Source organism: Bradyrhizobium sp. SZCCHNR2028, assembly GCF_032380995.1.
GTDB lineage: Bacteria > Pseudomonadota > Alphaproteobacteria > Rhizobiales > Xanthobacteraceae > Bradyrhizobium.
The window spans coordinates 31,097-54,389 of the sequence record NZ_JAUHJF010000010.1 but is presented as its reverse complement, the minus strand read 5'-3'; the positions used below and the strand labels follow the sequence as shown (position 1 = coordinate 54,389).

The window sequence follows — 23,293 nt, the reverse complement described above, 5'->3', positions numbered from 1 at the left end:
TGCGCCATTCCGCCGCAGTGTTCGTGTCCGTCCATTACAGAAGTTTAACGCCGCAGCCAGCACGCCGTAAGGCGGCGGCCCCCATCTTCACTGGCGAACGGGGCGCACAGCCCGGGACCCCAGTTTAGACCTTGACCAAAATCGCTTGCGGAGAAAACCGTATGACTGACCGTCCGACCGACCTGTCCTCGCTTCCGTCCTATCGCCAGCCCCGGCGCGGGCTGTTCTCGGCGCGCAAGTTCGCGCTGATGGCCTCCGTGGTCGCGGGCCTCGGCGTCGCCGCCTATGGCCTGTCGCCGCAGGGGGCGCCGGTCGATCTGTTCTCGACCTCGGCGCACGCGCAGGTCGCCAACGAGGTCAGCAAGGTCGCGCGCCCCGTCGGCTTTGCCGACATCGTGGAGCGGGTGAAGCCGTCGGTGATTTCGGTCAAGGTCAACATCGCGGAGAAGGTCGCCAAGGACGACAGCGACGACGATACGCCGTTCCAGCCGGGCTCGCCGATGGAGCGCTTCTTCCGCCGCTTCGGCGGTGAGAACGGCATTCCCGGCATGCCGGGCCGCGGCGGCCGCGGCGGTGGTCGCGCCGTGACCGGGCAGGGCTCCGGCTTCTTCATCTCCGCCGACGGCTATGCCGTGACCAACAACCACGTGGTCGACGGCGCCAACAAGGTCGAGGTGACGACCGACGACGGCAAGACCTACAGCGCCAAGGTGATCGGCACCGACCAGCGCACGGATCTCGCGCTGATCAAGGTGGAGGGCAGCACCAACTTCCCGTTCGCCAAGCTCGCCGACGGCAAGCCGCGCATCGGCGACTGGGTGCTGGCGGTCGGCAATCCGTTCGGCCTCGGCGGCACGGTGACGGCCGGCATCGTCTCGGCGGTGGGCCGCGACATCGGCAACGGCCCCTATGACGATTTCATCCAGATCGACGCGCCCGTGAACAAGGGCAACTCCGGCGGTCCGGCGTTCGATGTCGACGGCAATGTGGTCGGCGTCAACACCGCGATCTATTCGCCGTCCGGCGGCAGCGTCGGCATCGCGTTCTCGATCCCCGCCTCGACGGTGAAGAGTGTGATCGCGCAGCTCAAGGACAGCGGCTCGGTCAGCCGCGGCTGGATCGGCGTGCAGATCCAGCCGGTGACGCAGGATATCGCCGACAGCCTCGGCATGAAGAAGGCCGAGGGCGCGCTGGTCGCAGAGCCCCAGGCCAATGGTCCGGCGGCGAAGGCCGGCATCCAGTCCGGCGACGTCATCACCGCGGTCAATGGCGAGCCGGTGAAGGACGCGCGTGAGCTCGCCCGCACCATCGGCGGCATTGCGCCGGGCGCCTCGGTCAAGCTCAACGTCCTGCAGAAGGGCCAGGAGAAGACCATCAACCTGACGCTCGGCAAGCTGCCGAACACGATCGAGGCCAAGGCCGACACCGGCGGCGACAATGCGAGCCCGACCCGCGGCGCCGACGTGCCGAAGCTCGGCATGACCGTCGCGCCCGCTTCGAGCGTCGCCGGCGCCGGCAAGGACGGCGTCGTCGTCACCGAGGTCGATCCGAAGAGCGCGGCCGCCGATCGCGGCTTCAAGGAAGGCGACGTCATCCTGGAGGTCGCGGGCAAGTCGGTGACCTCTGCCGGTGACGTCCGCGAGGCCATCAACGCCGCGAAGGCCGACAACAAGAACAGCGTGCTGATGCGCGTGAAGAGCGGCGGCCAGTCGCGCTTCGTCGCGGTGCCGCTGGCCAAGGGCTAAGAGCCCTTACGAGATGGGAGGCCGCCGGCAAGTGCCCCCGCGTCGGCGGCTCTTCCTGGGGCGGGCTTAAAGTTCCGCTTCCACAGACCTTCCGTTGGACAACGCCCCCCTCCGTCGGAAGGAACTCGGGCGGTGAGGTCCCCCAACCTCACCGCCCACTTTGCTGCCGATCAACCCCGGGCCCACGCCGCCTTGCACGGAAACCGCGGCCGGTCCATGTAGATGGACACCAACCGTGACCACCGCCCCCGTTTCCGCAATGCGCCTCCTGATCATCGAAGACGACCGCGAGTCCGCCGACTATCTGGTCAAGGCGTTCCGCGAGGTCGGACATGTCGCAGACCTCGCCAGCGACGGCGAGGAGGGGCTCGCCATGGCCGAAAGCGGGGATTACGACGTGCTGGTGGTCGACCGCATGCTGCCCAAGCGCGACGGCCTGTCGCTGATCGGCGCGCTGCGCGACGAGGGCAACCGGACGCCGGTGCTCATTCTGTCGGCGCTCGGCCAGGTCGATGACCGCATCAAGGGCCTGCGCGCCGGCGGCGACGACTATCTGCCGAAGCCCTACGCCTTTGCCGAGCTGCTCGCCCGCGTCGAGGTGCTGTCGCGCCGCCACGGCGGCCCGGCCGAGGAGACGACCTACAAGGTCGGCGATCTCGAGCTCGACCGTCTTTCTCACAGGGTTGCGCGCGGCAAGGACGAGCTGACCCTGCAGCCGCGCGAGTTCCGCCTGCTCGAATACCTGATGAAGCACGCGGGGCAGGTGGTCACGCGCACGATGCTGCTCGAGAACGTCTGGGATTATCACTTCGATCCGCAGACCAACGTGATCGACGTCCACATCTCGCGGCTGCGCTCCAAGATCGACAAGGGGTTCGACCGCCCGCTGCTCCATACCATCCGCGGCGCGGGGTATATGATCCGTGACGGCCTTCGGTAAGCTGATCCGCACCACGGCGTTCCGGCTGACGCTGGTCTATCTGCTGTTGTTTGCGCTGTTCGCCGCCTCGCTGCTCGGCTATTTCGCCTGGAACACCCGCCGCCTCATCACCGAGCAGATCTCGACCACGGTCACCTCCGAGATCAGCGAGATGACCGACATCTTCGCCCGCTGGGGCCTGCGCGGAATCGTCGGCGCGATCGAGAGCCGCGCGCTGCGGCCCGGCGCCAATCTCTATCTCATCACAACGCCGACCGGGCAGGCGATCGCCGGCAATGTCGGCTCGCTCGCGCCGGGCGTGATGGGCTCGTCCGGCTGGTCGGAGACGTTCTACCGGCGGCTCGACGACAGCACCGAGCACAGCCACCGCGCGCTGGTCTATGTCACGCAGCTCTCCAGCGGTTTTCGGCTTTTGATCGGCCGCGATCTCGAGGAGCGCCGCCGCCTGTTCGGCATCGTTGCCAAGGCGGCGCAATGGTCGGTGCTGGTGGTGGTCGTGCTCGGCATCGGCGGCGGCATCTTCGTCGCGCGGCGCGTGCTGCACCGGATCGATGCCATGACCGGCACGACGCGGCGGATCATGGATGGCGATCTCTCCGGCCGTCTGCCGGTCGGGCGCAGCGGCGACGAGCTCGATCGCCTGGCCGAAAATCTCAACGCGATGCTGGAGCGCATCGAGGCGCTGATGACCGGCCTCAAGGAGGTCTCCGACAACATCGCGCATGACCTGAAGACGCCGCTGACGCGGCTGCGCAACCGCGCCGAGGAGGCGCTGGCGAAGTCGCGCTCCGAGGACGAATATCGCGCCGCGCTGGAGCGCACGATCGAGGAATCCGACGGCCTGATCCGGACCTTCAATGCGCTCTTGATGATCGCGCGGGCGGAGTCCGGGCAGGCGCGCGGCGACATGGTCGAGTTCGACGCGGCCGAGGTCGCCGGCGGCATCCACGAATTGTACGAGCCGCTGGCCGAGGACAATGAGATGACGTTGCGGGTCAAGGCCGCGGCCGCGCCGGTGCATGGCAATCGCGAGCTGATCAGCCAGGCGCTCGCCAATCTCGTCGAGAACGCGATCAAATACGGCAATCCGGCGGCGCTGCCGCTCGATGCCGCCGCCGCCGCTGATAGCCGCGAGATCCTGATCGAGGCGCGGCGCGAGGGCGGACAGGTGCTGCTCAGCGTCACCGATCATGGCGAGGGCATTCCCGAGGCCGAGCGCAAGCGCGCCGTCGAGCGTTTCGTCCGGCTGGAGGCGTCCCGCACCTTGCCGGGGTCCGGCCTCGGCCTCAGCCTCGCCTCCGCGGTGGCGACCCTGCATGGCGGCGAGCTCCGGCTCGGCGATGCCAGGCCGGGCCTTGTCGCGACCCTGGTGCTGCCGGCCGGTGCCGGCGTGCCCGCGAAGCTTGCGGCGCCGGCGCAGGATGTGCCACAGAAGGCCGCATGACCTCCTCCGCGCCGGGAAACGCGGACGGGCAGATGCTGGCCGAACGTTTCGTTGCCGGCCCGCATGTCCGTGCGCCCGACAAAGCCGAACACCGGCTTCACGAGTGGCTCGCCGAGCTCGAGCCGTCCTTGGCCGTCTCGCTCCGCGCGCTGCTCGCCGGCGGCTGGCCGCGAACCATCCTGCTCGGGATTGCCGAGTGCTCGCCCTATCTGTTCGATCTCGTGCGCGCCGACGGCCATCGCCTGGACCGTCTCTTGCGCTGCGACCCGCAGGCGCACCTTTCCGAGCTGATCGCCCGCACCGGCCGCGAGGTGTTCGCCGCCTCCAGCGAAACCGAGGTGATGAGCCTGCTGCGGCGGCTGAAATCCGAGGCGGCGCTGCTGATCGCGCTGTGCGACATCGGCGGCGTGTGGCCGGTGATGCAGGTGACGGCGGGGCTGACCGACGTCGCGGTGTCCTCGGTGCAGATGGCGCTGCGGTATCTGCTGCGCCTGGAGACGGTGCGCGGCCGGCTTGCGCCCGTTGATGCCGACGATCCGGAGCAGGGCAGCGGCCTGTTCGTGCTCGCGATGGGCAAGATGGGCGCGGGCGAGCTCAACTATTCGAGCGACATCGACCTGATCGTGTTCTTCGACCCCGAGGTCAATTCGCTGGCGCGCGACATCGAGCCGCAGCCGTTCTTCGTCCGCGTGACGCAAGCGATGGCGCGGCTGCTGCAGAGCCGCACCGCGGACGGCTATGTGTTCCGCGTCGATCTCCGGCTGCGGCCGGATCCGGCCTCGACGCAGGTGGCGATGTCGACCGAGGCGGCGCTGCACTACTACGAGCGCGAGGGCCGCACCTGGGAGCGCGCCGCGATGATCAAGGCGCGGGTCTGCGCCGGCGACGTCGTCGCGGGCGAGGCGATGCTGGCCGAGTTGTCGCCCTTCGTGTGGCGCAAGCATCTCGACTTCCAGGCGCTGACCGACGTCCACGACATGAAGCGGCAGATGCAGGTCTATCGCGGCCACAGCGAGATCGCGGTCGAGGGCCACAACGTCAAGGTCGGGCGCGGCGGCATTCGCGAGATCGAGTTCTTCGCCCAGACCCAGCAACTGATCGCCGGTGGAAGACACCCCGAGCTGCGGGTGCGTCCGACCCTGCAGGCGCTCGACGTGCTCACCGCCAGCAATTGGATCACGGAGCAGGCGCGTGACGAGCTCACCACGGCCTATGAGTTCCTGCGCCGGGTCGAGCACCGGCTGCAGATGATGGCGGACGAGCAGATCCACAGCCTGCCCGACGATGTCGAGGGCGTGAGCCGCTTCGCATGCTTCTTCGGCTACGACAGCCGCGAGCGGTTCGCGACCGATCTGCTGTTCCATCTCGACGTCGTGCAGGGACACTACGCCCGGCTGTTCGAGGGCGATCCCACCGGCACCGTCAGCCTGCCGGCGGTGAACTACGGCGCCGGTCCCGACGAACCGCGCCTGATGGAGCATCTTGCCGCATTGGGCTTCCGCGATCCCGTGATGGTCGCCAAGACCCTGCAGCAATGGCTCGCGGGCGAGTACCGCGTGTTCCGCACCGATGCGACGCGCACCGCGTTCACCGATTTCCTGCCTGCGCTGATCGATGGGCTCGCCCATGCCGACGAGCCGGATCGCGCGGTCGTCGCGTTCGACCGTTTCCTGCAGGCACTGCAGCTTGGCGGCCGCCTGATCACCCTGCTCGGGCAGAACCGCGACCTCGTTGCGCTCGTTGCGCTCGTGCTCGGGGCGGCGCCTCGGCTCGGCGACATGCTGGCGCGGCAGCCGCGGCTGATGGACGGCCTGATCGATCCGCGCTTCTTCGGCGCCATCCCGGACCGGCGTGAATTGTCGGAGCGGCTGGCGTCGACGCTGCAGGATGCCGGGACCTATGAGGAGTTTCTCGATCGTCTCAGGCTGTTCGGCCAGGAGAGCCTGTTCCTGATCGGCACGCGCATCCTCTCCGGGACGGTGTCGGCGCAGCAGGCCGGCACCGCGTTCGCCGATGTCGCCGAGGGCATCGTGCACACCGTGCATGATCTCGTGACCGACCGCTTTGCCGCCCAGCATGGCCGCATCAAGGGCCAGGAGACCGCGATCGTCGCGATGGGGCGGCTCGGCGCGCGCGAGATGACGGCCTCGTCCGATCTCGACCTGATTTTGCTGTATGATTTCGATGCCGACGCGCCGGATTCCGACGGCGAGCGCTCGCTGCAGGGCGCGCACTATTTTGCACGCTTCACCCAGCGGCTGATTTCGGCTTTCACGTCGCGCACCAATTACGGCGTGCTCTACGACATCGACATGCGGCTGCGGCCGTCGGGTCGCGCCGGTCCGCTGGCCTCGCACATCAATTCCTTCGCGCATTATCAGGAGCAGGAGGCGTGGACCTGGGAGCACATGGCGCTGACGCGCGCGCGGGTGATCTCGGCGTCGCCGGCGTTTCGGGCGCGCATCGAGGAGATCATCCAGGCGGCGCTGCGCCGGCCGCGCGACAGGAGCGCGATCGCGCGCGACGTCGCCGACATGCGCCGCGCGATCGCCGCCGAGAAGGGCGAGGCCGATCTGTGGGATCTCAAGCACGCCGCCGGCGGCATGGTCGACATCGACTTCGTCGCGCAATATCTGCAGCTCGTCCATGCCGCGACGACGCCGGAGATTCTCGATGTCAGCACGCTTGCGGTGCTGGACAATGCCGAGCGGCTCGGCGTGCTACCGCGTGCTGAAGCCGTGATCCTGCGTCAGGCCGCGCGGCTCTATCACGATCTGACGCAGATCGTGCGGCTGTGCGTCAGCGACAAGTTCAAGCCGGATCAGGCCGGCGAGGACCTGCTGCGGGTGATGACCCGGGCGGGCGACGCGCCGGATTTCTCGGCGCTCGAGGCGAGGCTGCGCGAAACGCAGACCGAGGTGCGGCGCGTGTTCACCGCACTCGTGGAGGGATGACCGGACCAGGCGCGCGGTAGGACAGCCGGCCGCCTATGCCTTTTCCTTGGCGACCGCCGCCTGCTTCAGCCGGCCGATCGCTTCCTTGACCGCCGGGTCGAGGCCGGCGCCGCCGGCGTCGTGGTGCGCATAGATCGTCTTGAGCATCCGCGGGTCCCAGAACTTCTTGATGTGCTCGGCGACGCCGGCGACCTCCTTCTCCTGGCCCTGGCTCTGGAAGAACTTGCCGATCTGGTTGGCCATGTAGACGAGGCGCTCGGAGGGGTTATGCGACATGGGTGTTGTCCGTCTGTGTTGATCGCGCGCCGGTCTCGGCGCTCGCGACGATCCGGTCGGGATGGGTGAAGATTTCGAAGCCGTCGTTGCGGGCCACCGCAATCAGCGTGATCCCCGCGGACTCGGCCATGCGGATGGCGAGCGCGGTCGGTGCTGACACTGCGACCAGAACGGGGGCGCCCATAGCCGCGGCCTTCTGCACCAGCTCGACGGAGACGCGGCTCGTCATGAGCACGATGCCTTCGGTCGCAATGCTTCGCGCCTGCGCGAGGTGGCCGGCGAGCTTGTCGAGCGCATTGTGGCGGCCGACATCCTCGCGGAGCGCAACGATGCCGCGCGCCGGCGTCCAGAACGCCGCGGCGTGCACGGCGCGGGTCTCGCGATTGAGCTTCTGCAGCGGCTCGATCGCGGCGAGCGCGGTCATGACGTCGCGCGGTGCGAAGCGCCGGCCCGCGGGCACGCGCGCCACCGGCCGCACCGCTTCCGCGATGGAGTCGATGCCGCATAGTCCGCAGCCGGTGGGACCGGCGAGGCTGCGCCGGCGCTCTGCCATGCGCGCAGCAAGCTCCGGCGGCAGCCACATCCTGAGCTCGATGCCGTCGGTGAGCTCGACGACATCGAGCGAGATGATGTCGTCGCGGCTGGCGATGATGCCCTCGTTGAGGCTGAAGCCGACGGCGAAGTCGGTGAGATCCTGCGGGGTCGCCATCATGACGGCCTGGGTGCCGCCATTATAGGTCAGCGCGACCGCGGTCTCCTCCGGCACGCGGCGGTGGCCCTCGGTGAGGGCTCCGTCGCGCCAGACCAGACGATCCGCGATGCGCACTGCATCGGTCATGCTACTCCGCCGCCTCCACGATCGGGGCGATGCGACGCGAGTTGCGGGCCTGCTCGTCATAGGCCTTCTGCCAGTCCGACGGGCCGTTGGACTGCGACACCTGCACCGCCGTGACCTTGTACTCCGGACAGTTGGTCGCCCAGTCCGAATAGTCTGTCGTGATGACGTTGGCCTGGGTCAGCGGGTGGTGGAAGGTGGTGTAGACCACCCCCGGCGCCACGCGCTCGGAGATCAGCGCATGCAGCGTGGTCTCGCCGGCGCGGCTGGTCAGCCGCACCCAGTCGCCGTCGCGGATGCCGCGCTGCTCGGCGTCGTGCGGATGGATCTCCAGCACGTCCTCGCCATGCCACACCACGTTGTCGGTGCGCCTTGTCTGAGCGCCGACATTGTACTGCGACAGAATGCGGCCGGTGGTCAGCAGCAGCGGGAAGCGCGGGCCGGTGCGCTCGTCGGTCGCGACATACTCGGTGACCACGAACTTGCCCTTGCCGCGGACGAAGCCGTCGACATGCATGATCGGCGAGCCCTCGGGGAACTTCTCGTTGCAGGGCCACTGCACCGAGCCCATCTCCTCGAGCTTCTGGTAGGAAACGCCGGCAAAGGTCGGCGTCAGCGCCGCGATCTCGTCCATGATCTCGGACGGATGGTTGTACTTCATCTCGAAGCCCATCGCCTTGGCGAGACCGATCGTGACCTCCCAATCGGCGAGGCCGTTGCGCGGGCTCATCACCTTGCGCACGCGCTGGATGCGGCGCTCGGCGTTGGTGAAGGTGCCGTCCTTCTCCAGGAAGGTCGAGCCGGGCAGGAACACGTGGGCGTAGTTGGCGGTCTCGTTCAGGAACAGGTCCTGGACGATGACGCACTCCATCGACGACAGCGCCTGCACCACATGCGTGGTGTTGGGATCCGACTGCAGGATGTCCTCGCCCTGCACGTAGAGGCCCATGAAGGTGCCTTCGATCGCGGAGTCGAACATGTTCGGGATGCGCAGGCCCGGCTCAGGGTTGAGCTTGACGTTCCACATCGCCTCGAACTGGTCGCGCACGGCGTCGCCCGAGATGTGCCGGTAGCCCGGCAGCTCGTGCGGGAACGAGCCCATGTCGCACGAGCCCTGCACGTTGTTCTGGCCACGCAGCGGGTTCACACCGACGCCGCGGCGGCCGATATTGCCGGTCGCCATCGCGAGGTTGGCGATCGCGATCACCGTGGTCGAGCCCTGGCTGTGCTCGGTCACGCCGAGGCCGTAATAGATCGCGCCGTTGCCGCCCTTGGCGTAGAGCCGGGCCGCGCCGCGGATCGCTTCCGGGTCCACGCCGGAAATGCTGGCGATCGCCTCGGGGCTGTTCTTCTCGAGCGCGACGAACTCGGCCCAGTCCTGGAACTCGCTCCAGTCGCAGCGCTCGCGCACGAAGGTCTCGTTGACGAGGCCTTCGGTGACGATGACATGCGCCAGCGCGGTCAGGATGGCGACGTTGGTGCCGGGCAGCAGTGGCAGATGATAGTCCGCCTTGATGTGCGCTGACTTCACGAGGTCGATCTTGCGCGGATCGACGACGATCAGCTTGGCGCCCTGGCGCAGCCGCTTCTTCATGCGCGAGCCGAACACCGGATGCGCATCGGTCGGGTTGGCGCCGATCACCATGATGACGTCGCTGTCCTCGACCGAGTCGAAGTCCTGCGTGCCGGCCGAGGTGCCGAAGGTGGTGGCAAGGCCGTAGCCGGTCGGCGAGTGGCAGACGCGGGCGCAGGTGTCCACGTTGTTGTTGCCGAAGCCGGCGCGGATCAGCTTTTGCACCAGATAGGTCTCTTCGTTGGTGCAGCGGGACGAGGTGATGCCGCCGATCGAGTCGCGGCCATGCTTCGCCTGGATGCCGCGCAGCTTGTCGGCTGCGAACTTGAAGGCCTCGTCGTAGGAGACCTCGCGCCAGGGCTGGTCGATGGTCTCGCGGATCATCGGCTTGAGGATGCGTTCCTTGTGGGTCGCATAGCCATAGGCGAAGCGGCCCTTGACGCAGGAATGGCCGCGATTGGCCTTGCCGTCCTTGTAGGGCATCATGCGCACGACTTCTTCGCCGCGCATCTCGGCCTTGAAGGTGCAGCCGACGCCGCAATAGGCGCAGGTGGTGACGGCGGAATGCTCGGGCTGGCCGATCTCGATCACGCTCTTCTCGGTCAGGGTCGCGGTCGGGCAGGCCTGCACGCAGGCGCCGCAGGACACGCATTCCGAGCCGAGGAAGCTCTCGCTCATGCCCGGCGACACCCGGCTGTCGAAGCCGCGGCCGGAGATGGTCAGCGCGAACGTGCCCTGGACCTCCTCGCAGGCACGGACGCAGCGCGAGCAGACGATGCACTTGGATGGATCGTAGGTGAAATAGGGGTTCGATTCGTCCTTCGGCAGCCAGGCCGGATTGGCCTCGCCGCAGGCGTCAGCGAACACGTGGTTCTCACCCTGGTTGCCGTAGCGGACGTCGCGCAGGCCGACCGCGCCGGCCATGTCCTGCAGCTCGCAATCGCCATTCGCGGCGCAGGTCAGACAGTCGAGCGGATGGTCGGAGATGTAGAGCTCCATCACGCCCTTGCGCAGCTTCTTCAGCCGCTCGGTCTGGGTGTGGACGACGAGGCCCGCGGCCACCGGTGTGGTGCAGGAGGCCGGGGTGCCGGCACGGCCTTCGACCTCGACGAGGCAGAGGCGGCAGGAGCCGAACGCATCGACCATGTCGGTCGCGCACAGCTTCGGGATCTGCGTGCCGGCCTCCATGGCCGCGCGCATGATCGAGGTGCCTTCGGGAACGGTGATGCTCTGACCGTCGATGGTGAGCGTGACCATCGTCTCGGACTTGGAGCGGGGCGTGCCGTAATCGGTTTCGTGGATGAGCGACATGGTCGGTGTCCTTTCCCGATAGCCTATTCCGCGGCCTGCAGGCGCGGCTGCTGGGGTCCGAAATCTTCGCGGAAGTGCCTGAGCGCTGATAGCACAGGGTAGGGCGTGAAGCCGCCAAGTGCGCACAGCGAGCCGAGCTTCATAGTGCCGCAGAGGTCCTCGACCAGAGCGATATTCTCGGCGACGCGCTCGCCGCGGCGGATCTTGTCGATGGTCTCGGCGCCGCGGGTCGAGCCGATGCGGCACGGCGTGCACTTGCCGCAGGATTCGATGGCGCAGAACTCCATCGCGAAGCGTGCCTGCTTCGACATGTCGACGGTGTCGTCGAACACGACGATGCCGCCATGGCCGATCAGGCCGTCCTTGGCCGCGAACGCCTCGTAGTCGAACGGCGTGTCGAACAGCGCACGCGGGAAGTAGGCGCCGAGCGGCCCGCCGACCTGCACCGCGCGGACAGGGCGGCCAGTGAGGGTGCCGCCGCCGACGTCGTCGACGAGTTCGCCCAGCGTGATGCCGAACGCGGTCTCGAACAGGCCGCCGAACTTGACGTTGCCGGCGATCTGGATCGGCATCGTGCCGCGCGAGCGCCCCATGCCGAAATCGGCATAGGCCTTGGCGCCTTCATTGAGGATGAAGGGGATCGCGGCGAACGATAGCAGGTTGTTGACCACGGTCGGCTTGCCGAACAGGCCATGATGGGCGGGCAGCGGCGGCTTGGCGCGAACCAGCCCGCGCTTGCCTTCGAGGCTTTCCATCAGCGCGGTCTCTTCGCCGCAAACATAGGCGCCGGCGCCGGTGCGCACCTCGAGATCAAAGGTGTGGTTGGAGCCGGCGATCTTGTCGCCGAGCAGGCCGGCCTTCCGGGCGATGTCGATCGCCTTGGTCATGGTGGCGATCGCGTGCGGATATTCGGAGCGCGTGTAGATGTAGCCCTTGGTGGCGCCCACCGCGATGCCGCAGATGGTCATGCCTTCGATCAGCACGAAGGGATCGCCTTCCATCAGCATGCGGTCGGCGAAGGTGCCGCTGTCGCCCTCGTCGGCGTTGCAGATGACGTATTTGCGGTCGGCCGCCGTCTGCGCCACCGTCTTCCACTTGATGCCGGTCGGGAAGCCGGCGCCGCCGCGGCCGCGCAGGCCCGACGTCGTGACCTCGGCAATGACCGCATCCGGCGACAGCGTCAGCGCGCGCGTGAGACCCTTGTAGCCGCCATGGGCGCGATAGTCCTCGAGTGACAGCGGATCGACGATGCCGCAGCGGGCGAAGGTGAGGCGGGTCTGCCGCTTCAGCCACGGGATCTCCTCGGTCAGGCCGAGCGAGAGCTTGTGCGACTTGTCGGCGATGATCGCATCCAGCAGCGACGGCACGTCCTCAGCGGTCACGGGACCAAAGCCGAAGCGGCCCTGCGCCGTCTCCAGTTCGACCAGCGGCTCCAGCCAATACAACCCACGCGAGCCGTTGCGGACGATCTCGATGTCGACATTGCGCTCCAGCGCCGCCTTGTGCAGCGCCTGCGCGACCTCATCGGCGCCGACAGCGAGCGCGCCGGCATCACACGGGACAAAAAGACGCACGCTCATCGCTGGGCCTCCGAGACGAGAGCATCGATCCGGGCCTCGTCGAGCCGGCCGACCAGGCGTCCATCGAGCATGGCCGACGGCGCGGTTGCGCACAGGCCGAGACAGTAGATCGGCTCGAGCGTGACGCGCTCGTCAGCCGTGGTGTTGCCGAGGGCGACGCCGAGCTTGGCCTCGGCGCGCGCCGCGAGCGCATCACCGCCGGCGGCCTGGCAGGCTTCGGCGCGGCACAGCTTCAGCACGTGACGACCGGCCTTCTTGGCGCGGAAATCATGGTAGAACGTGAACACGCCGTAAACCTCGGCGCGCGACAGGTTCAGGGCGGACGCGATCATCGGAATGGCATCCTCCGGCACGTAGCCGAACGTCTCCTGCAACGCATGGAGGATGGGCAAGGTTGCGCCCTCCATGCTGCTATGTTCGGCGATGATCTCGGCGCCGCGCGCCGCGTCCCAACTTTCGTACACCGGCGTCATCCTGATCCCGATTCTGCGTTGCAAGCGTTTCGCACATCCAAATTGGAATTGCTCGAGATATCAATAAAGCAGTCCCGTGCTGCGATAGCGAAACGCAATCGAGAGATAGCTAGAAGTTGACGAAAAACAGGCGTTCGCGCGACAGGGCTGCGGCGTGTTTTACCATGTCGGCGCCCCCCTCGTCGTGATAGGGTTTCACCATGGCTGGCAACGCCGAAAACGTGCGGAACCGGGCCGTTCAACCGCTGGAAGGCCGACCTCTTGATCGACAAGCTCGAACTGCTGCTGGCGTTGGCCAAGGAGCGTCATTTTGGCCGGGCGGCGGAGGCGTGCGGCGTCACCCAGCCGACCATGTCGACCAGCATCAAGCAGCTGGAGGAGATCCTTGGCGTGATGCTGGTGCAGCGGGGATCGCGGTTCCAGGGGTTCACGCCCGAAGGCGAGCGAACGCTGGATTGGGCGCGCCGGATCGTCGGCGACTTCCGTGCGATGCGCCAGGAGATCAACGGCCTCAAGGACAAGCTGTCGGGCGAGATCCGCATCGCGGCGGTGCCGACCGTGCTCGGCATGGTGGCCTCGCTGACGACGCCGTTCCGCGCCAAGCATCCGGAGGTCCGGTTCCGCATCATGTCGTGCACGTCGGCCGACGTGCTCGGCCTCTTGGAGAATCTCGAGGTCGATGCCGGCCTGACCTACATCGAGAACGAGCCGATCGGCCGTGTCCGCACCATCCCGCTCTACAACGAAAGCTACCGCCTGCTGACCGCGCCCGACGCGATGTTCGGCGATCGCGAGCAGGTGACTTGGCAGGAGGTCGGGCAGGTGCCGCTGTGCCTGCTGACGCCGGACATGCAGAACCGCCGCATCATCGACCGCGCGCTGCGCGCCGCCGGTAACGACGTCACGCCAACGCTCACCTCGAACTCGCTGCTCGTGCTCTACACCCATGTGAAGACCGGCCGCTGGGCCAGTGTGATGCCGGCCAAGCTTGCCGAGACGCTCGGCCTCGCCGACAAGGTGCGCTCGATCCCGATCATCGATCCCGTGATCAACTACCAGATCGGCCTCGTCATCCCGCAGCGTGACCCGATGACGCCGCTGATCGCAGCCCTGGTGCAGGTCGCGCGCGAGGTCGCACCGAGCCTGCAGGCGTGAGGCGCATGTCCGGCAGCTGAGTTGCCGCTGACGCCGTGTCTCACCACCGACGGTGAACAATGGCCCCGGATTGCGCTCGCCATGACGGCGCAAACTGGCTCCTCTCGTCATTGCGAGCGCAACGAGGCAATCCAGGTTGCTGCCGTGGCGACGGTCGGCGTCGTCACCGACCTCGCTGGCGTCATCGGCAGACTTCGGGCTCTCATGCGGTCGGGGAACCCTGACCTTGCGCGTGGCGCGTGGTCTTCAGCTCATAATGCGCGGCATGGCTGTCATAGCGGCTGAGCAGCTTCCGCGCCGCGGGCGGCACCACCGCCGTGTCACGCGCTGGACCTGCAAAGCGAACCACCGCCGCCTGATCGACGAAGGTCATGATCGTCACGAATTCGACCTCGGCCTCCAGCGGTCTGCGCAGCAGCTCGATGCCTAGAAATCCTTCGATTGCCTGATCCACAATGGCCGGAAAGATTGTCGACCGCAGCAGCTCCTCATAGGCATCGGCATCCGCCGCCCTGGTCCAGCCGCGCCATATACGCTTCAGCATCTGATCGTTCTCCGTCGTGATGATGTTCACCCGAGAACTCGCACAGGCCGGTGGCAGTGCACTTGGTCAAAATTGCGCTTTCTGCGACCGACGTGTCAGACAGCCACCATCGTTCCGGGGCAAGACCTATAGGCCTTGAACCCGGAATCCGCCGTCCCGAACCATATGGAGTTCCAGCTTCCATCGTCAGCGAGGCCGCTTCGCGCCCTCCCATTGACGCCCCCCGAATTGAGGGTGATCGTGGCGTGGCAGGACTAATAGCCCGCAAACCTCTCCCGCATCACTTTCTCCTCCTGCCGGATGCGCAAGACGAGCGGCACGGCATAGATGGTCATGCCGACCACGAGCGTGACATAGGCGTGCAGCGTCAGGGCGTAGCCGATCAGCTCGGGCAGGATGTTGAGGAAGTAGTTGGGGTGGCGGACCATCCGGAACAGCGGATGCGTCACCAGCGCATGATCCCGCGCGATCATCAGCTTGACGGTCCAAAACCGGCCGAGCAGCCGTGACACCACGAACAGCATCACCGCACCGAACAGATAGATCACGAACCCCGTGATGCTGACGGCGTCGACCGGGGCGTCGCGGACAAGGCCCTCGGTCGTCGCGGCGAGGTAGAAGGCGACATGGGCGATCGCAAGCCAGCGCGAAACCGATGCTCCGTATTCGGTCGCGCCGTTGGCGCGCAGCCGCTTCTCGTTGCGGATCGAGACGGCGAGCATGGCGAAACGATAGGCAAAGGCGGCGACAATGAAGGCGATGATCACGCTCGGCACTCCAGATTTCGGAGCGATTGCCTTAGTTGCCGATGCGCAGGTGCGTCAATACCACATTCTGCTAATGTTGCTTACTAAGTGCGAGGCCGATGTCAGCGCACGCGGCGAAAAGGGCAGATGATTGCAGACCTTGGGCGTCATGTACCGCGAGAGGTTGCTGGGACGACAGCGGTCTTTGTCGATGCAGCCGTGCAGGACGACGTTTTTGTAGCTGGCGTAGGGTGGGCAAAGAGCCGCCCGCAGGGCGGCGCGTGCCCACCGTCTGCGTCGCGAACATCGGTGAGCACGGCGCGCGAGAGAGCACAGCTCAACGCGCGTCTCGCGGGCGCGCCTTTGCCCACCCTACGGCACCACGCACGCAACTCATGCCGCGACGGAGATGCTCGCTGTTGCCTTATGGGCGTCGCGGGGCAGGGTGACGCGGACCACGGTGCCGAACTCCAGCCGCGAGCGCAGCCGCATCGAGCCGCCGTGCAGCTGGGCCAGCGAGCGGGCGATCGCGAGCCCCAGGCCGGAGCCGTGATAGGTCTTGGTCATCTGGCTCTCGACCTGCTCGAACGGTCGGCCGAGCCGCGCCAGCGACTGGGCGGGGATGCCGATGCCGGTGTCGGCGATGATGAGCACGACCTTGTCCTCGAACACGCGGCTGCGCATCGTGACCCGGCCGCCTTCGGGGGTGAACTTCACCGCGTTGGACAGCAGGTTGACCATGATCTGCTTGGTGGCGCGGCGGTCGGCGACGACGGGGATGCTGCCTCCGATGTCGGCGTCGAGCACGAGGCTCTTGTCCTGGGCGCGGCCGGAGACGACGCGCAGGGATTCGGCCAGCGTCTTGGCGAGGTCCAGCGGCTCCATGTCGAGCTTCATGCGGCCGGCCTCGATCTTCGACATGTCGAGGATGTCGTTGATTACTTCGAGCAGATACTGACCAGAGGTCAGGATGTCGTGGCAGTACTCCTGATACTTCTCCGAGCCGAGCGAGCCGAACATGCCACTGCCCATGATCTCGGAGAAGCCGATGATGGCGTTGAGCGGCGTGCGCAGCTCGTGGCTCATGTTGGCGAGGAATTTCGACTTGGTCTGGTTGGCTTCCTCGGCGCGGGTCTTTTCCTGCGAGTACTTCTCGGCGAGGTCGGCGAGCTCGATCGCCTGGCGCTCCAGCGCGCTCTGCGAGCGCTGCAGGTCGATCACGGTGGCGCGCAGGCGCAGGTCGTTGTCGACGAGCTTCTGCTCGTGCTCCTTGATGCGGGTGATGTCGGTGCCGACCGAGACGTAGCCGCCGTCCTTGGTGCGGCGCTCGGAGATGTGCAGCCAGCTGCCGTCGTCGAGCTGGGCCTCGAAGGTGCGCCCGCCCGGCGCCTGCTGGCTGTGGTCGTGCAGCCGGGTGCGGATCTCCGGCATCTTGCCGACCTCGATGACGGTCTCATAGGAGGTGCCGGGAGTGACGGCCGAGTCCGGCAGCTTGTGCAGCTTCTGGAAATGCGAGTTGCACAGCACGAGCCGGTTGTTGGCGTCCCACAGTACGAAGGCTTCCGAGATCGTCTCGATCGCGTCCCGCAGGCGGAGGTCGGCCTCGACGGTCTTCTCGACCAGGCTCTTCTGCTCGGTGACGTCGACCGCGATGCCGATCAGGTGCAGGCCGGAGTCGGAGGTGCCTTGGCTGAGCTCGCAACGGACCCGGAGCCAGATCCAGTGGCCCTCGGTGTGGCGCATCCGGAAGCTCTGGTCGATCTGGTGGATGCCGCCGGCGACGAGCTGGTCGGCGATCGCGAACAGGTCGATGTCGTCCGAGTTCACCAGCGCGTTGACCTCGCCGAAGGTGAGGAGGTCGGTGCGGTTTTCGAGGCCGAGCATCGCGAACATCGAGTTCGACCAGAAGATGCGCCCGCGCGACAGGTCCCAGTCCCACAGCCCGCAGCGGCCGCGGTTGAGCGCGGTGTCGATGCGGCCACGCACCGCGTCGTTGATCAGGTCGCCTTCGCGGGCGCGGGTCGACTGCCAGTGGAAGGCGAAGCCCAGGATCAGCACGACAAAGCCCGTCGTCGCCGACAAGGTCACCGAGAGCGCGGCGTCCGAGCCCCAGATCGGCTCGAGCTTCTCCTGGATCACGACGACGCGGCCGGGCAGCGCCTTGATCAACTGCGACACCGCGAAGGCCGGACGGCCGTTCGGTAAGGTGATCTCGGTGACCGCGCCCTGCAGGCCGGGCGTGGCCAAGAGCTGCGCGGTCGAGATCAGATCGAGGATGCGGTCGTTCTCGCCGAGCGCTGCGTCGACCGGAACCCGGGCCAGGATGCGGTGGTCGGCGCCGGTGACGATCACGTGGCGTCCGGCCGCCGCTCCCCAGGCGGGGATCAGGTCAGGCAGCAGGCTCTGCAGATGCTCGATGTGGGCGATGCGGTCCGGGCGCATCGCCAGATGACCGATGCGGTCGGCGAGCAGGTCGGAGATCGCGGCCAGGTCGCGCTTGGTCGCGCCGCGCTTCTGACGGCTCTGGTCGAGCACCTGGACGAAGGCGCCGAGACAGATGGTGACGAGAAAGGCGATGATCAAAGTAGGGACAGCACGACGCAATACCGGCTCAGCAGTCAGTAGCCTTTGATAGGCCGGTTTCGCGATCGATTGCGCCAACCCTTTGATGGAATCAGAAGATTGGACGCACGCGTTCGCGGCATGCGCACGCGCCATGCTGAAGACCCCCGAAACTTCTTGGATACCCGAATTTCGAAAGAGCCCCAGCCGCTTCCGAATCAAGTTGATTTGAATCCAGATTTGTCGGGCTGTCGAGAGTCAACGATTTGGCAAAAGCTAATAAATCTTATCCAATGCGGAATTGCCATGGCGAAAAGCCGGCAGAGTGAGTCCGAAGCGGGAACGCAGCATGACTTTCATGCTTCAGCCGTGCGGCGGCTCGGCGTGACTGATGACGCGCTTGACGCTCGGGAAGGCGCGACGCACCCCGCGCTCGATGTGGTCGACATTGTCGTGCACCTTCAGCACGCTCATCGACGGTGCGGCGCGGCAGTGGAAGTTGACGATCTCGCCGGCCTCGGTGTTGCGGACGCGGACATTGTGCACGTCGTACATGTCGGTCTCGGCGGCGAGGCGCTGCAGGGCCTCGGCGATCTCGCCGATCCGCTGCGCCGGCGCATCGACGCCGAATGGCAGCTCGGGCTCGAGCGGCTCGATATGGGTGTCGACCTCGACGTCGGCGCCGAATTCGGCGCGGATGCTGCGTTCCAACTCGTGCGCGATCGCATGCGCTCCGAACAGGCTCATGTCGCCGTCGACCTCGAGGTCGATCGCGACGATCAGGCGGCCACCGACGTCATGGACGGTGACGTGATGGATCGCGAGGCCGGAATTGCGCGCGATCACCATGATGCGCTCGCGGACGCTCTCGTTGCTGAGCGCGACCGGCACCGTCGTGAAGGTGACGTCGGCGCCGGACAGGCTGGCATCGACTGCGGCCTGCGCATCGCGCTTGATCTCGTGCACGCGGTCGATCGGGTAGGTGCGCGGCACCTGCACCGTGGCGTCGACGAAATGCGTCGCGCCGACGAGCCGGACCCGTAGCCGCTCGACATCGACGACGCCATTGATCGAACGGATCGCGGCGCGCGCCTTCTCGGCCGCACCCTCTGGCGCGCGGTCGAGCAGTGTTTCTACGGTGGAGCGCGCCAGCCGCAGGCCGAGCACGGAGATCATCAGGGCGACCGCGACCGCGGCGGCGGAATCCCCCCACCAGAACCCGAGCGCGGTGAGGACGAGGCCGGCGATGACGGCGATCGAGCCGAGCACGTCGGAGGCGAAATGCAGCGCGTCGGCGGCGAGCGCCTGGCTGTGGGTCTCGTGCGCGGCGCGGTGCAGCGCGCGGGCGCGCCAGAAGTTGACGGCGATGTCGACCAGCAGCACCACGAACGGAATCGCCGACAGCGACGGCGGCGCCGCCGCCTCGCGCAGCCGGCTGACGGATTCCACCAGCACGCCGCCGGCCAGCACGTAGAGCAGGGCGATGACGCCGAGCGCCGACAGGCTCTCCAGCTTGCCGTGGCCGTAATGATGCTCGTCGTCGGCCGGCCGGTCCGATACCCGAACCACCATCCAGGTGATCACGGTGGCGACGACGTCGACGGCGCTGTGCAGTGCCTCGGAGACGAGCGCGAGACTGCCGATCAGGATGCCGACGATGAACTTCGCCGCGGCCATGCTGGCGCTCGCCGCGATCGAGATCGCGGCGACACGGGTTTTCCCGGAATCGATATGGGAGGCGGCGTCTCTCATGGCGGCGGATGTAGCAGCCGAGGCCGCACCATGAAAGCCAGGATCGCGCGGTCCATGGGCGTGGACCGCGCGCTGTTTCGAGTGCTTCTAAATCTCAGAAGCTTGCGTTCACAAGGTCACCACGATCTTGCCGAGATGCTTGTTCGCCTCCATGTGCGCGAACGCCGCGCCAATATCGTCGAAGGCGAAGACGCGGTCGATCGGCAGCCGCAGCGTGCGCTGCTCGACCGCACTCCAGATGTCCTTTTTCACTTCGTCGAAGATCGTACGGATCTCCTCGATCGAACGGGTGCGGAAGGTGACGCCGACATAGGTGATGCGGCGCGCCGCGTGGAGGTCGAAGTTGAAGTCGGCATGGGTGCCGCCGAGCCGGCCGACATTGACGATGCGGCCGAGGACCTTGGTCGCGGCAAGGTTCTGATTGGCGACCTTGCCCGACACCTGGTCGATGATCAGATCGACGCCCTCGCCGTTGGTCGCCTGTAGCACCTGATCGACCCAGGCGGGATCGCTGGAGTCGATGGCGAGATCGGCGCCGAACTCGTTGAGCCGTTGGCGGCGCATCGCATCGGTCGAGGAGCCCACCACCAGCGAGGCGCCCTTGAGCTTTGCGATCTGCATCGCCATCAGGCCGACGCCGGAGCTCGCGCCCTGCACCAGCACGCGCTGGCCCGGCTGCAAAGCGCCGTTGGTGATGACGGCGTTGTGCATCGTGGTCAGCGCGATCGGGAGCGTGGCAGCCTCGTCGAAGTTCATGTTCGACGGCGCGTGGAACAGGCGGCCATGGTCGGCAAGGGTGTATTCGGCGAACGCCGCGCTGCCCGAGCCCATGACCTTGTCGCCGATCTTGACGCCCCTGGCGTCGGGACCGAGCTCGGCGACCTCGCCGGCCCATTCCATGCCGAGCACGGTGCCGACGCCGCCGGCGGCGCCATGCACATGCCCCTTTGTCATGCCGAGGTCGGCGCGATTGAGGCCGCAGGCGCGCACGCGCACCAGGACCTGCGTGCCCTTCGGCGCGGGCTTGGCGATATCGGTGATCGCGGCGCCCTGGGCGCCGTAGACATAGGCTTTCATCGCGAGGAATCCTGTCGGGTCGGCATGAGCGGCGACCTTACTGTGCCGCTCCTCTCTGCGCACCGCCTAACAGGCGGCGCGCTGCTCCGACAAGACTCTCTCAGTCATGAGCCGGTTCCGCTGACCGGGCTGGACGCGTCAGGCGGCGACCGGAGCTTCCGCTTCGTCGAAGGCGCTGGAGACGTCGCGCATGCTGATGACGCCGGCGAGCGCGAAGTCGACGATGACGGGGAGGTGGCGGATGTGGTGCACGCTCATCAGGTGCCGCACGTGCTCGAGCGTATCCTCGGTGCTGCAGGAGATCAGCCGCTGCGGCGAGATCAACTGCGAGACCTTCAGGTTGACGCCGGCGGCGCCATGCTCGGCGATGGCGCGTACGACGTCGCGTTCGGTGAACATGCCGGCCGCGGTGTTGCCTTCGGTGCGGACGACGTCCTTGACGACGAGGGCGCTGACATTGCTGGCGCGCATCAGCTGCGCCGCGACGCCGACGGTCTCGTTCATTCGCACCGTGATCACGCGCGCCGTCTTGTTGCGCAGGATGTCTCCGACTTTCATGGCACCCTCCCGTTTGTTGATAGTGAACGGAGGGAAGTCTGGTATACGTTATGCCAGAAGTCAATCGGGTTTGACGGCTTTTCGTGCGCTCGGCCACCGAAAAAACACGTCAGCGACACTGCCGGAGCTGCCGAATATGACGCGCCAGCGTCCTGCTCCGGCGCAAAAAAAAGGAGGCGCACCGTGGTGCGCCTCCTGAAGTCGCGGGAAGAAACAGTGGCGTCACGCCATCCGGGCGTCCTGCGTCACCGGCTCGGTAACCGGCTCCTTGCCGAGGATGAAGGCGCGGCGCAGCGGCTTGATCACGAACAGCGCCGTCAATGCGGCCGTCGCGTTCAGCCCGACGCCGATCACGAACACGGCCTGCCAGCCATATTTTGCGGAGACGAGGCTCGCGAGCGGGACCAGCAGCGAGGCGGTGCCCTTCGCGGTGTAGAGCATGCCGTTGTTGGTCGCGGCGTATTTGCTGCCGAACGTATCGCCCGAGGTCGCCGGAAACAGGCTGTAGATTTCGCCGAACACGCCGAAATAGACGGCGGTCGCGAGCACGAACACGATCGGATTGTGCCCGTAGCTCGACAGCGTCAGCAGCATCAAAGCGGCCGTGCCGAAGGCGATGAACATGGTGTGCTCGCGACCGATCGTGTCGGAGATCCAGCCGAACACAGGGCGGCCGAAGCCGTCGAAGATTCGATCGAGCGAGATCGCGAAGGTCAGCGCCGCCATCTGGAAGCCGGCGAGCGTCACCGGCTCGTTGGCGATCTTGAAGTCGTGGGCGATCGGGGCGATCTGGGCGGCGGTCATCAGGCCGCCGGAGGCCACCATGACGAACACCAGATACATGATCCAGAAGATCGGCGTGCGCAGCACCTGCGGCGGCGTGTAGTCGATCTTGCTCTGCGGCAGATTGAGCTGCTTCTTGCGGGTCGGCGCCGCAACCGTCGGCGGCCGCAGGAAGATCGCGAGCACGAACACGACCAGCCCCTGGCCGATGCCGAAGGTGAAGAAGGCGCTCTGATAGCCGCTCGAGGCGATCATGCTGGCGATCGGCACCACGGTCAGCGCGGCGCCGGCGCCGAAGCCCGCGGCGGTGGCGCCAGCGGCGAGGCCGCGGCGGTCGGGAAACCATTTCAACGCGTTGCCGACGCAGGTGCCGTACACCGCGCCCGCGCCGATGCCGCCGATGACGGCGCCGGCGTAGAGCAGGGTGAGCGAGTCGGCGTAGGAGTTCAGCATCCAGGCTAGCGAGATCATGACGCCGCCGAACATGATGACGACGCGCGGACCGTATTTGTCGACGAACCAGGCCTCGACCGGCACGAGCCAGGTTTCGGTGACGACGAAGATCGTGAAGGCGAGCTGGATCGCCGTGCGACCCCAGTGAAACTTCGCGTCGATCGGATCGACGAACAGCGTCCAGCCATATTGCAGGTTGGCGATCATCGCCATGCAGACGATGCCCATTGCGAGCTGGATCCAGCGGAAGCCGCTGGACTGTGCCTGGACAGGCGGTGTTGCCTCTGTGCTGGAAACCATGTGTCCTCCCAAACGCGCTCTCTTGGAGGATGCCGCTGCAAGCGCGCTCCTCATCTGCGCACCGAACCATTCTGGTATAATATATTCCAGTCCGCAATATGGCCTGCGACACAGGGTGCGACATGTTGCTTTGCAGCGAGACCGAAATCGTCCGCCAAGCAAAAGAAAACGCTCGGCAAAATGCCGAGCGTCGTCGATCTGGAAGCGTTCTTTTTATTTTTGTTGCAGCGCG

General features: G+C 66.7%; 19 protein-coding genes. 7 read left to right on the top strand and 12 right to left on the bottom strand.

Annotation, left to right across the window (positions count from 1 at the left end):
• Positions 1-161: 161 nt before the first annotated feature.
• The 4 genes from QX121_RS17510 (at position 162) to QX121_RS17495 (ending at position 7,083) form a co-directional block, all read left to right on the top strand.
• Positions 162-1,745 carry a Do family serine endopeptidase gene (locus tag QX121_RS17510; protein ID WP_315777576.1) on the top strand — a complete coding sequence of 528 codons (1,584 nt, stop codon included), beginning with the start codon at positions 162-164 and terminating at the stop codon, positions 1,743-1,745.
• 259 nt (positions 1,746-2,004) lie between these two features.
• Complete coding sequence (locus QX121_RS17505; RefSeq protein WP_315739932.1) at positions 2,005-2,685, top strand: response regulator transcription factor; 681 nt, start codon at positions 2,005-2,007, stop codon at positions 2,683-2,685.
• A complete protein-coding gene (locus tag QX121_RS17500; RefSeq protein WP_315812606.1) occupies positions 2,669-4,129 on the top strand; it encodes a sensor histidine kinase in 1,461 nt (486 codons plus the stop codon). Before QX121_RS17505 ends, QX121_RS17500 begins: the two co-directional genes overlap by 17 nt.
• On the top strand, positions 4,126-7,083 hold the full coding sequence (locus QX121_RS17495) for a bifunctional [glutamine synthetase] adenylyltransferase/[glutamine synthetase]-adenylyl-L-tyrosine phosphorylase (RefSeq protein ID WP_315812605.1): 2,958 nt from the start codon (positions 4,126-4,128) through the stop codon (positions 7,081-7,083). The genes QX121_RS17500 and QX121_RS17495 overlap by 4 nt, the downstream gene beginning before the upstream one ends.
• 33 nt (positions 7,084-7,116) lie before the next feature.
• Here the strand turns inward: QX121_RS17495 and QX121_RS17490 are convergent, their stop codons facing one another.
• Genes QX121_RS17490 through QX121_RS17470 form a run of 5 tightly spaced genes read right to left on the bottom strand, consistent with a single transcriptional unit; the run spans position 7,117 to position 13,131 of the window.
• Positions 7,117-7,359: a formate dehydrogenase subunit delta gene (locus tag QX121_RS17490; RefSeq protein WP_315777578.1), complete on the bottom strand. Its 243-nt coding sequence runs from the start codon at positions 7,357-7,359 to the stop codon at positions 7,117-7,119.
• Positions 7,349-8,197 carry a formate dehydrogenase accessory sulfurtransferase FdhD gene (gene fdhD, locus QX121_RS17485; protein WP_315812604.1) on the bottom strand — a complete coding sequence of 283 codons (849 nt, stop codon included), beginning with the start codon at positions 8,195-8,197 and terminating at the stop codon, positions 7,349-7,351. Before fdhD ends, QX121_RS17490 begins: the two co-directional genes overlap by 11 nt.
• Position 8,198: 1 nt before the next feature.
• Entirely contained in the window at positions 8,199-11,078 is a 2,880-nt protein-coding gene (gene fdhF / locus QX121_RS17480) for a formate dehydrogenase subunit alpha (RefSeq protein ID WP_315812603.1), read from the bottom strand.
• Between the two features lie 23 nt (positions 11,079-11,101).
• Complete coding sequence (locus QX121_RS17475) at positions 11,102-12,658, bottom strand: NADH-quinone oxidoreductase subunit NuoF (RefSeq protein WP_315785187.1); 1,557 nt, start codon at positions 12,656-12,658, stop codon at positions 11,102-11,104.
• Positions 12,655-13,131 carry a formate dehydrogenase subunit gamma gene (locus tag QX121_RS17470; RefSeq protein ID WP_315739931.1) on the bottom strand — a complete coding sequence of 159 codons (477 nt, stop codon included), beginning with the start codon at positions 13,129-13,131 and terminating at the stop codon, positions 12,655-12,657. The genes QX121_RS17475 and QX121_RS17470 overlap by 4 nt, the downstream gene beginning before the upstream one ends.
• Before the next feature lie 261 nt (positions 13,132-13,392).
• On the opposite strand from QX121_RS17470, the gene QX121_RS17465 reads away from it, so the two are divergent.
• The gene (locus QX121_RS17465; protein WP_315739822.1) at positions 13,393-14,286 is read left to right on the top strand and encodes a LysR family transcriptional regulator; all 894 of its coding nucleotides are present in this window, start codon (positions 13,393-13,395) and stop codon (positions 14,284-14,286) included.
• Positions 14,287-14,488: 202 nt separating this feature from the next.
• On the opposite strand, the gene QX121_RS17460 is transcribed toward QX121_RS17465, so the two are convergent.
• Positions 14,489-14,830 carry an antibiotic biosynthesis monooxygenase gene (locus QX121_RS17460; protein WP_315812672.1) on the bottom strand — a complete coding sequence of 114 codons (342 nt, stop codon included), beginning with the start codon at positions 14,828-14,830 and terminating at the stop codon, positions 14,489-14,491.
• Between the two features lie 254 nt (positions 14,831-15,084).
• Positions 15,085-15,597 (bottom strand): isoprenylcysteine carboxyl methyltransferase family protein, encoded by a 513-nt coding sequence (locus QX121_RS17455; protein WP_315739821.1) that lies wholly within the window; start codon positions 15,595-15,597, stop codon positions 15,085-15,087.
• Here QX121_RS17455 and QX121_RS17450 point away from each other — a divergent pair.
• Positions 15,581-15,727 (top strand): hypothetical protein, encoded by a 147-nt coding sequence (locus QX121_RS17450; protein ID WP_315812602.1) that lies wholly within the window; start codon positions 15,581-15,583, stop codon positions 15,725-15,727. The genes QX121_RS17455 and QX121_RS17450 overlap by 17 nt on opposite strands.
• Positions 15,728-15,969: 242 nt before the next feature.
• Here the strand turns inward: QX121_RS17450 and QX121_RS17445 are convergent, their stop codons facing one another.
• Both QX121_RS17445 and QX121_RS17440 read right to left on the bottom strand, forming a co-directional pair.
• Entirely contained in the window at positions 15,970-18,294 is a 2,325-nt protein-coding gene (locus QX121_RS17445) for a PAS domain-containing sensor histidine kinase (protein ID WP_315812601.1), read from the bottom strand.
• Positions 18,295-18,501: 207 nt separating this feature from the next.
• Entirely contained in the window at positions 18,502-19,815 is a 1,314-nt protein-coding gene (locus tag QX121_RS17440) for a cation diffusion facilitator family transporter (RefSeq protein WP_315785200.1), read from the bottom strand.
• Between QX121_RS17440 and QX121_RS17435 the strand changes: the two genes are divergently transcribed.
• A complete protein-coding gene (locus QX121_RS17435; protein ID WP_315739817.1) occupies positions 19,796-19,924 on the top strand; it encodes a hypothetical protein in 129 nt (42 codons plus the stop codon). The genes QX121_RS17440 and QX121_RS17435 overlap by 20 nt on opposite strands.
• A gap of 74 nt (positions 19,925-19,998) precedes the next feature.
• On the opposite strand, the gene QX121_RS17430 is transcribed toward QX121_RS17435, so the two are convergent.
• The 3 genes from QX121_RS17430 to oxlT form a co-directional block, all read right to left on the bottom strand.
• Positions 19,999-20,967, bottom strand: coding sequence for a zinc-binding dehydrogenase (locus QX121_RS17430; RefSeq protein ID WP_315812600.1), 969 nt, complete (start codon positions 20,965-20,967; stop codon positions 19,999-20,001).
• Positions 20,968-21,105: 138 nt separating this feature from the next.
• The gene (locus QX121_RS17425) at positions 21,106-21,525 is read right to left on the bottom strand and encodes a CBS domain-containing protein (RefSeq protein ID WP_315812599.1); all 420 of its coding nucleotides are present in this window, start codon (positions 21,523-21,525) and stop codon (positions 21,106-21,108) included.
• A gap of 222 nt (positions 21,526-21,747) precedes the next feature.
• The gene (gene oxlT, locus QX121_RS17420; protein ID WP_315812598.1) at positions 21,748-23,061 is read right to left on the bottom strand and encodes an oxalate/formate MFS antiporter; all 1,314 of its coding nucleotides are present in this window, start codon (positions 23,059-23,061) and stop codon (positions 21,748-21,750) included.
• Between the last annotated feature and the right edge of the window lie 232 nt (positions 23,062-23,293).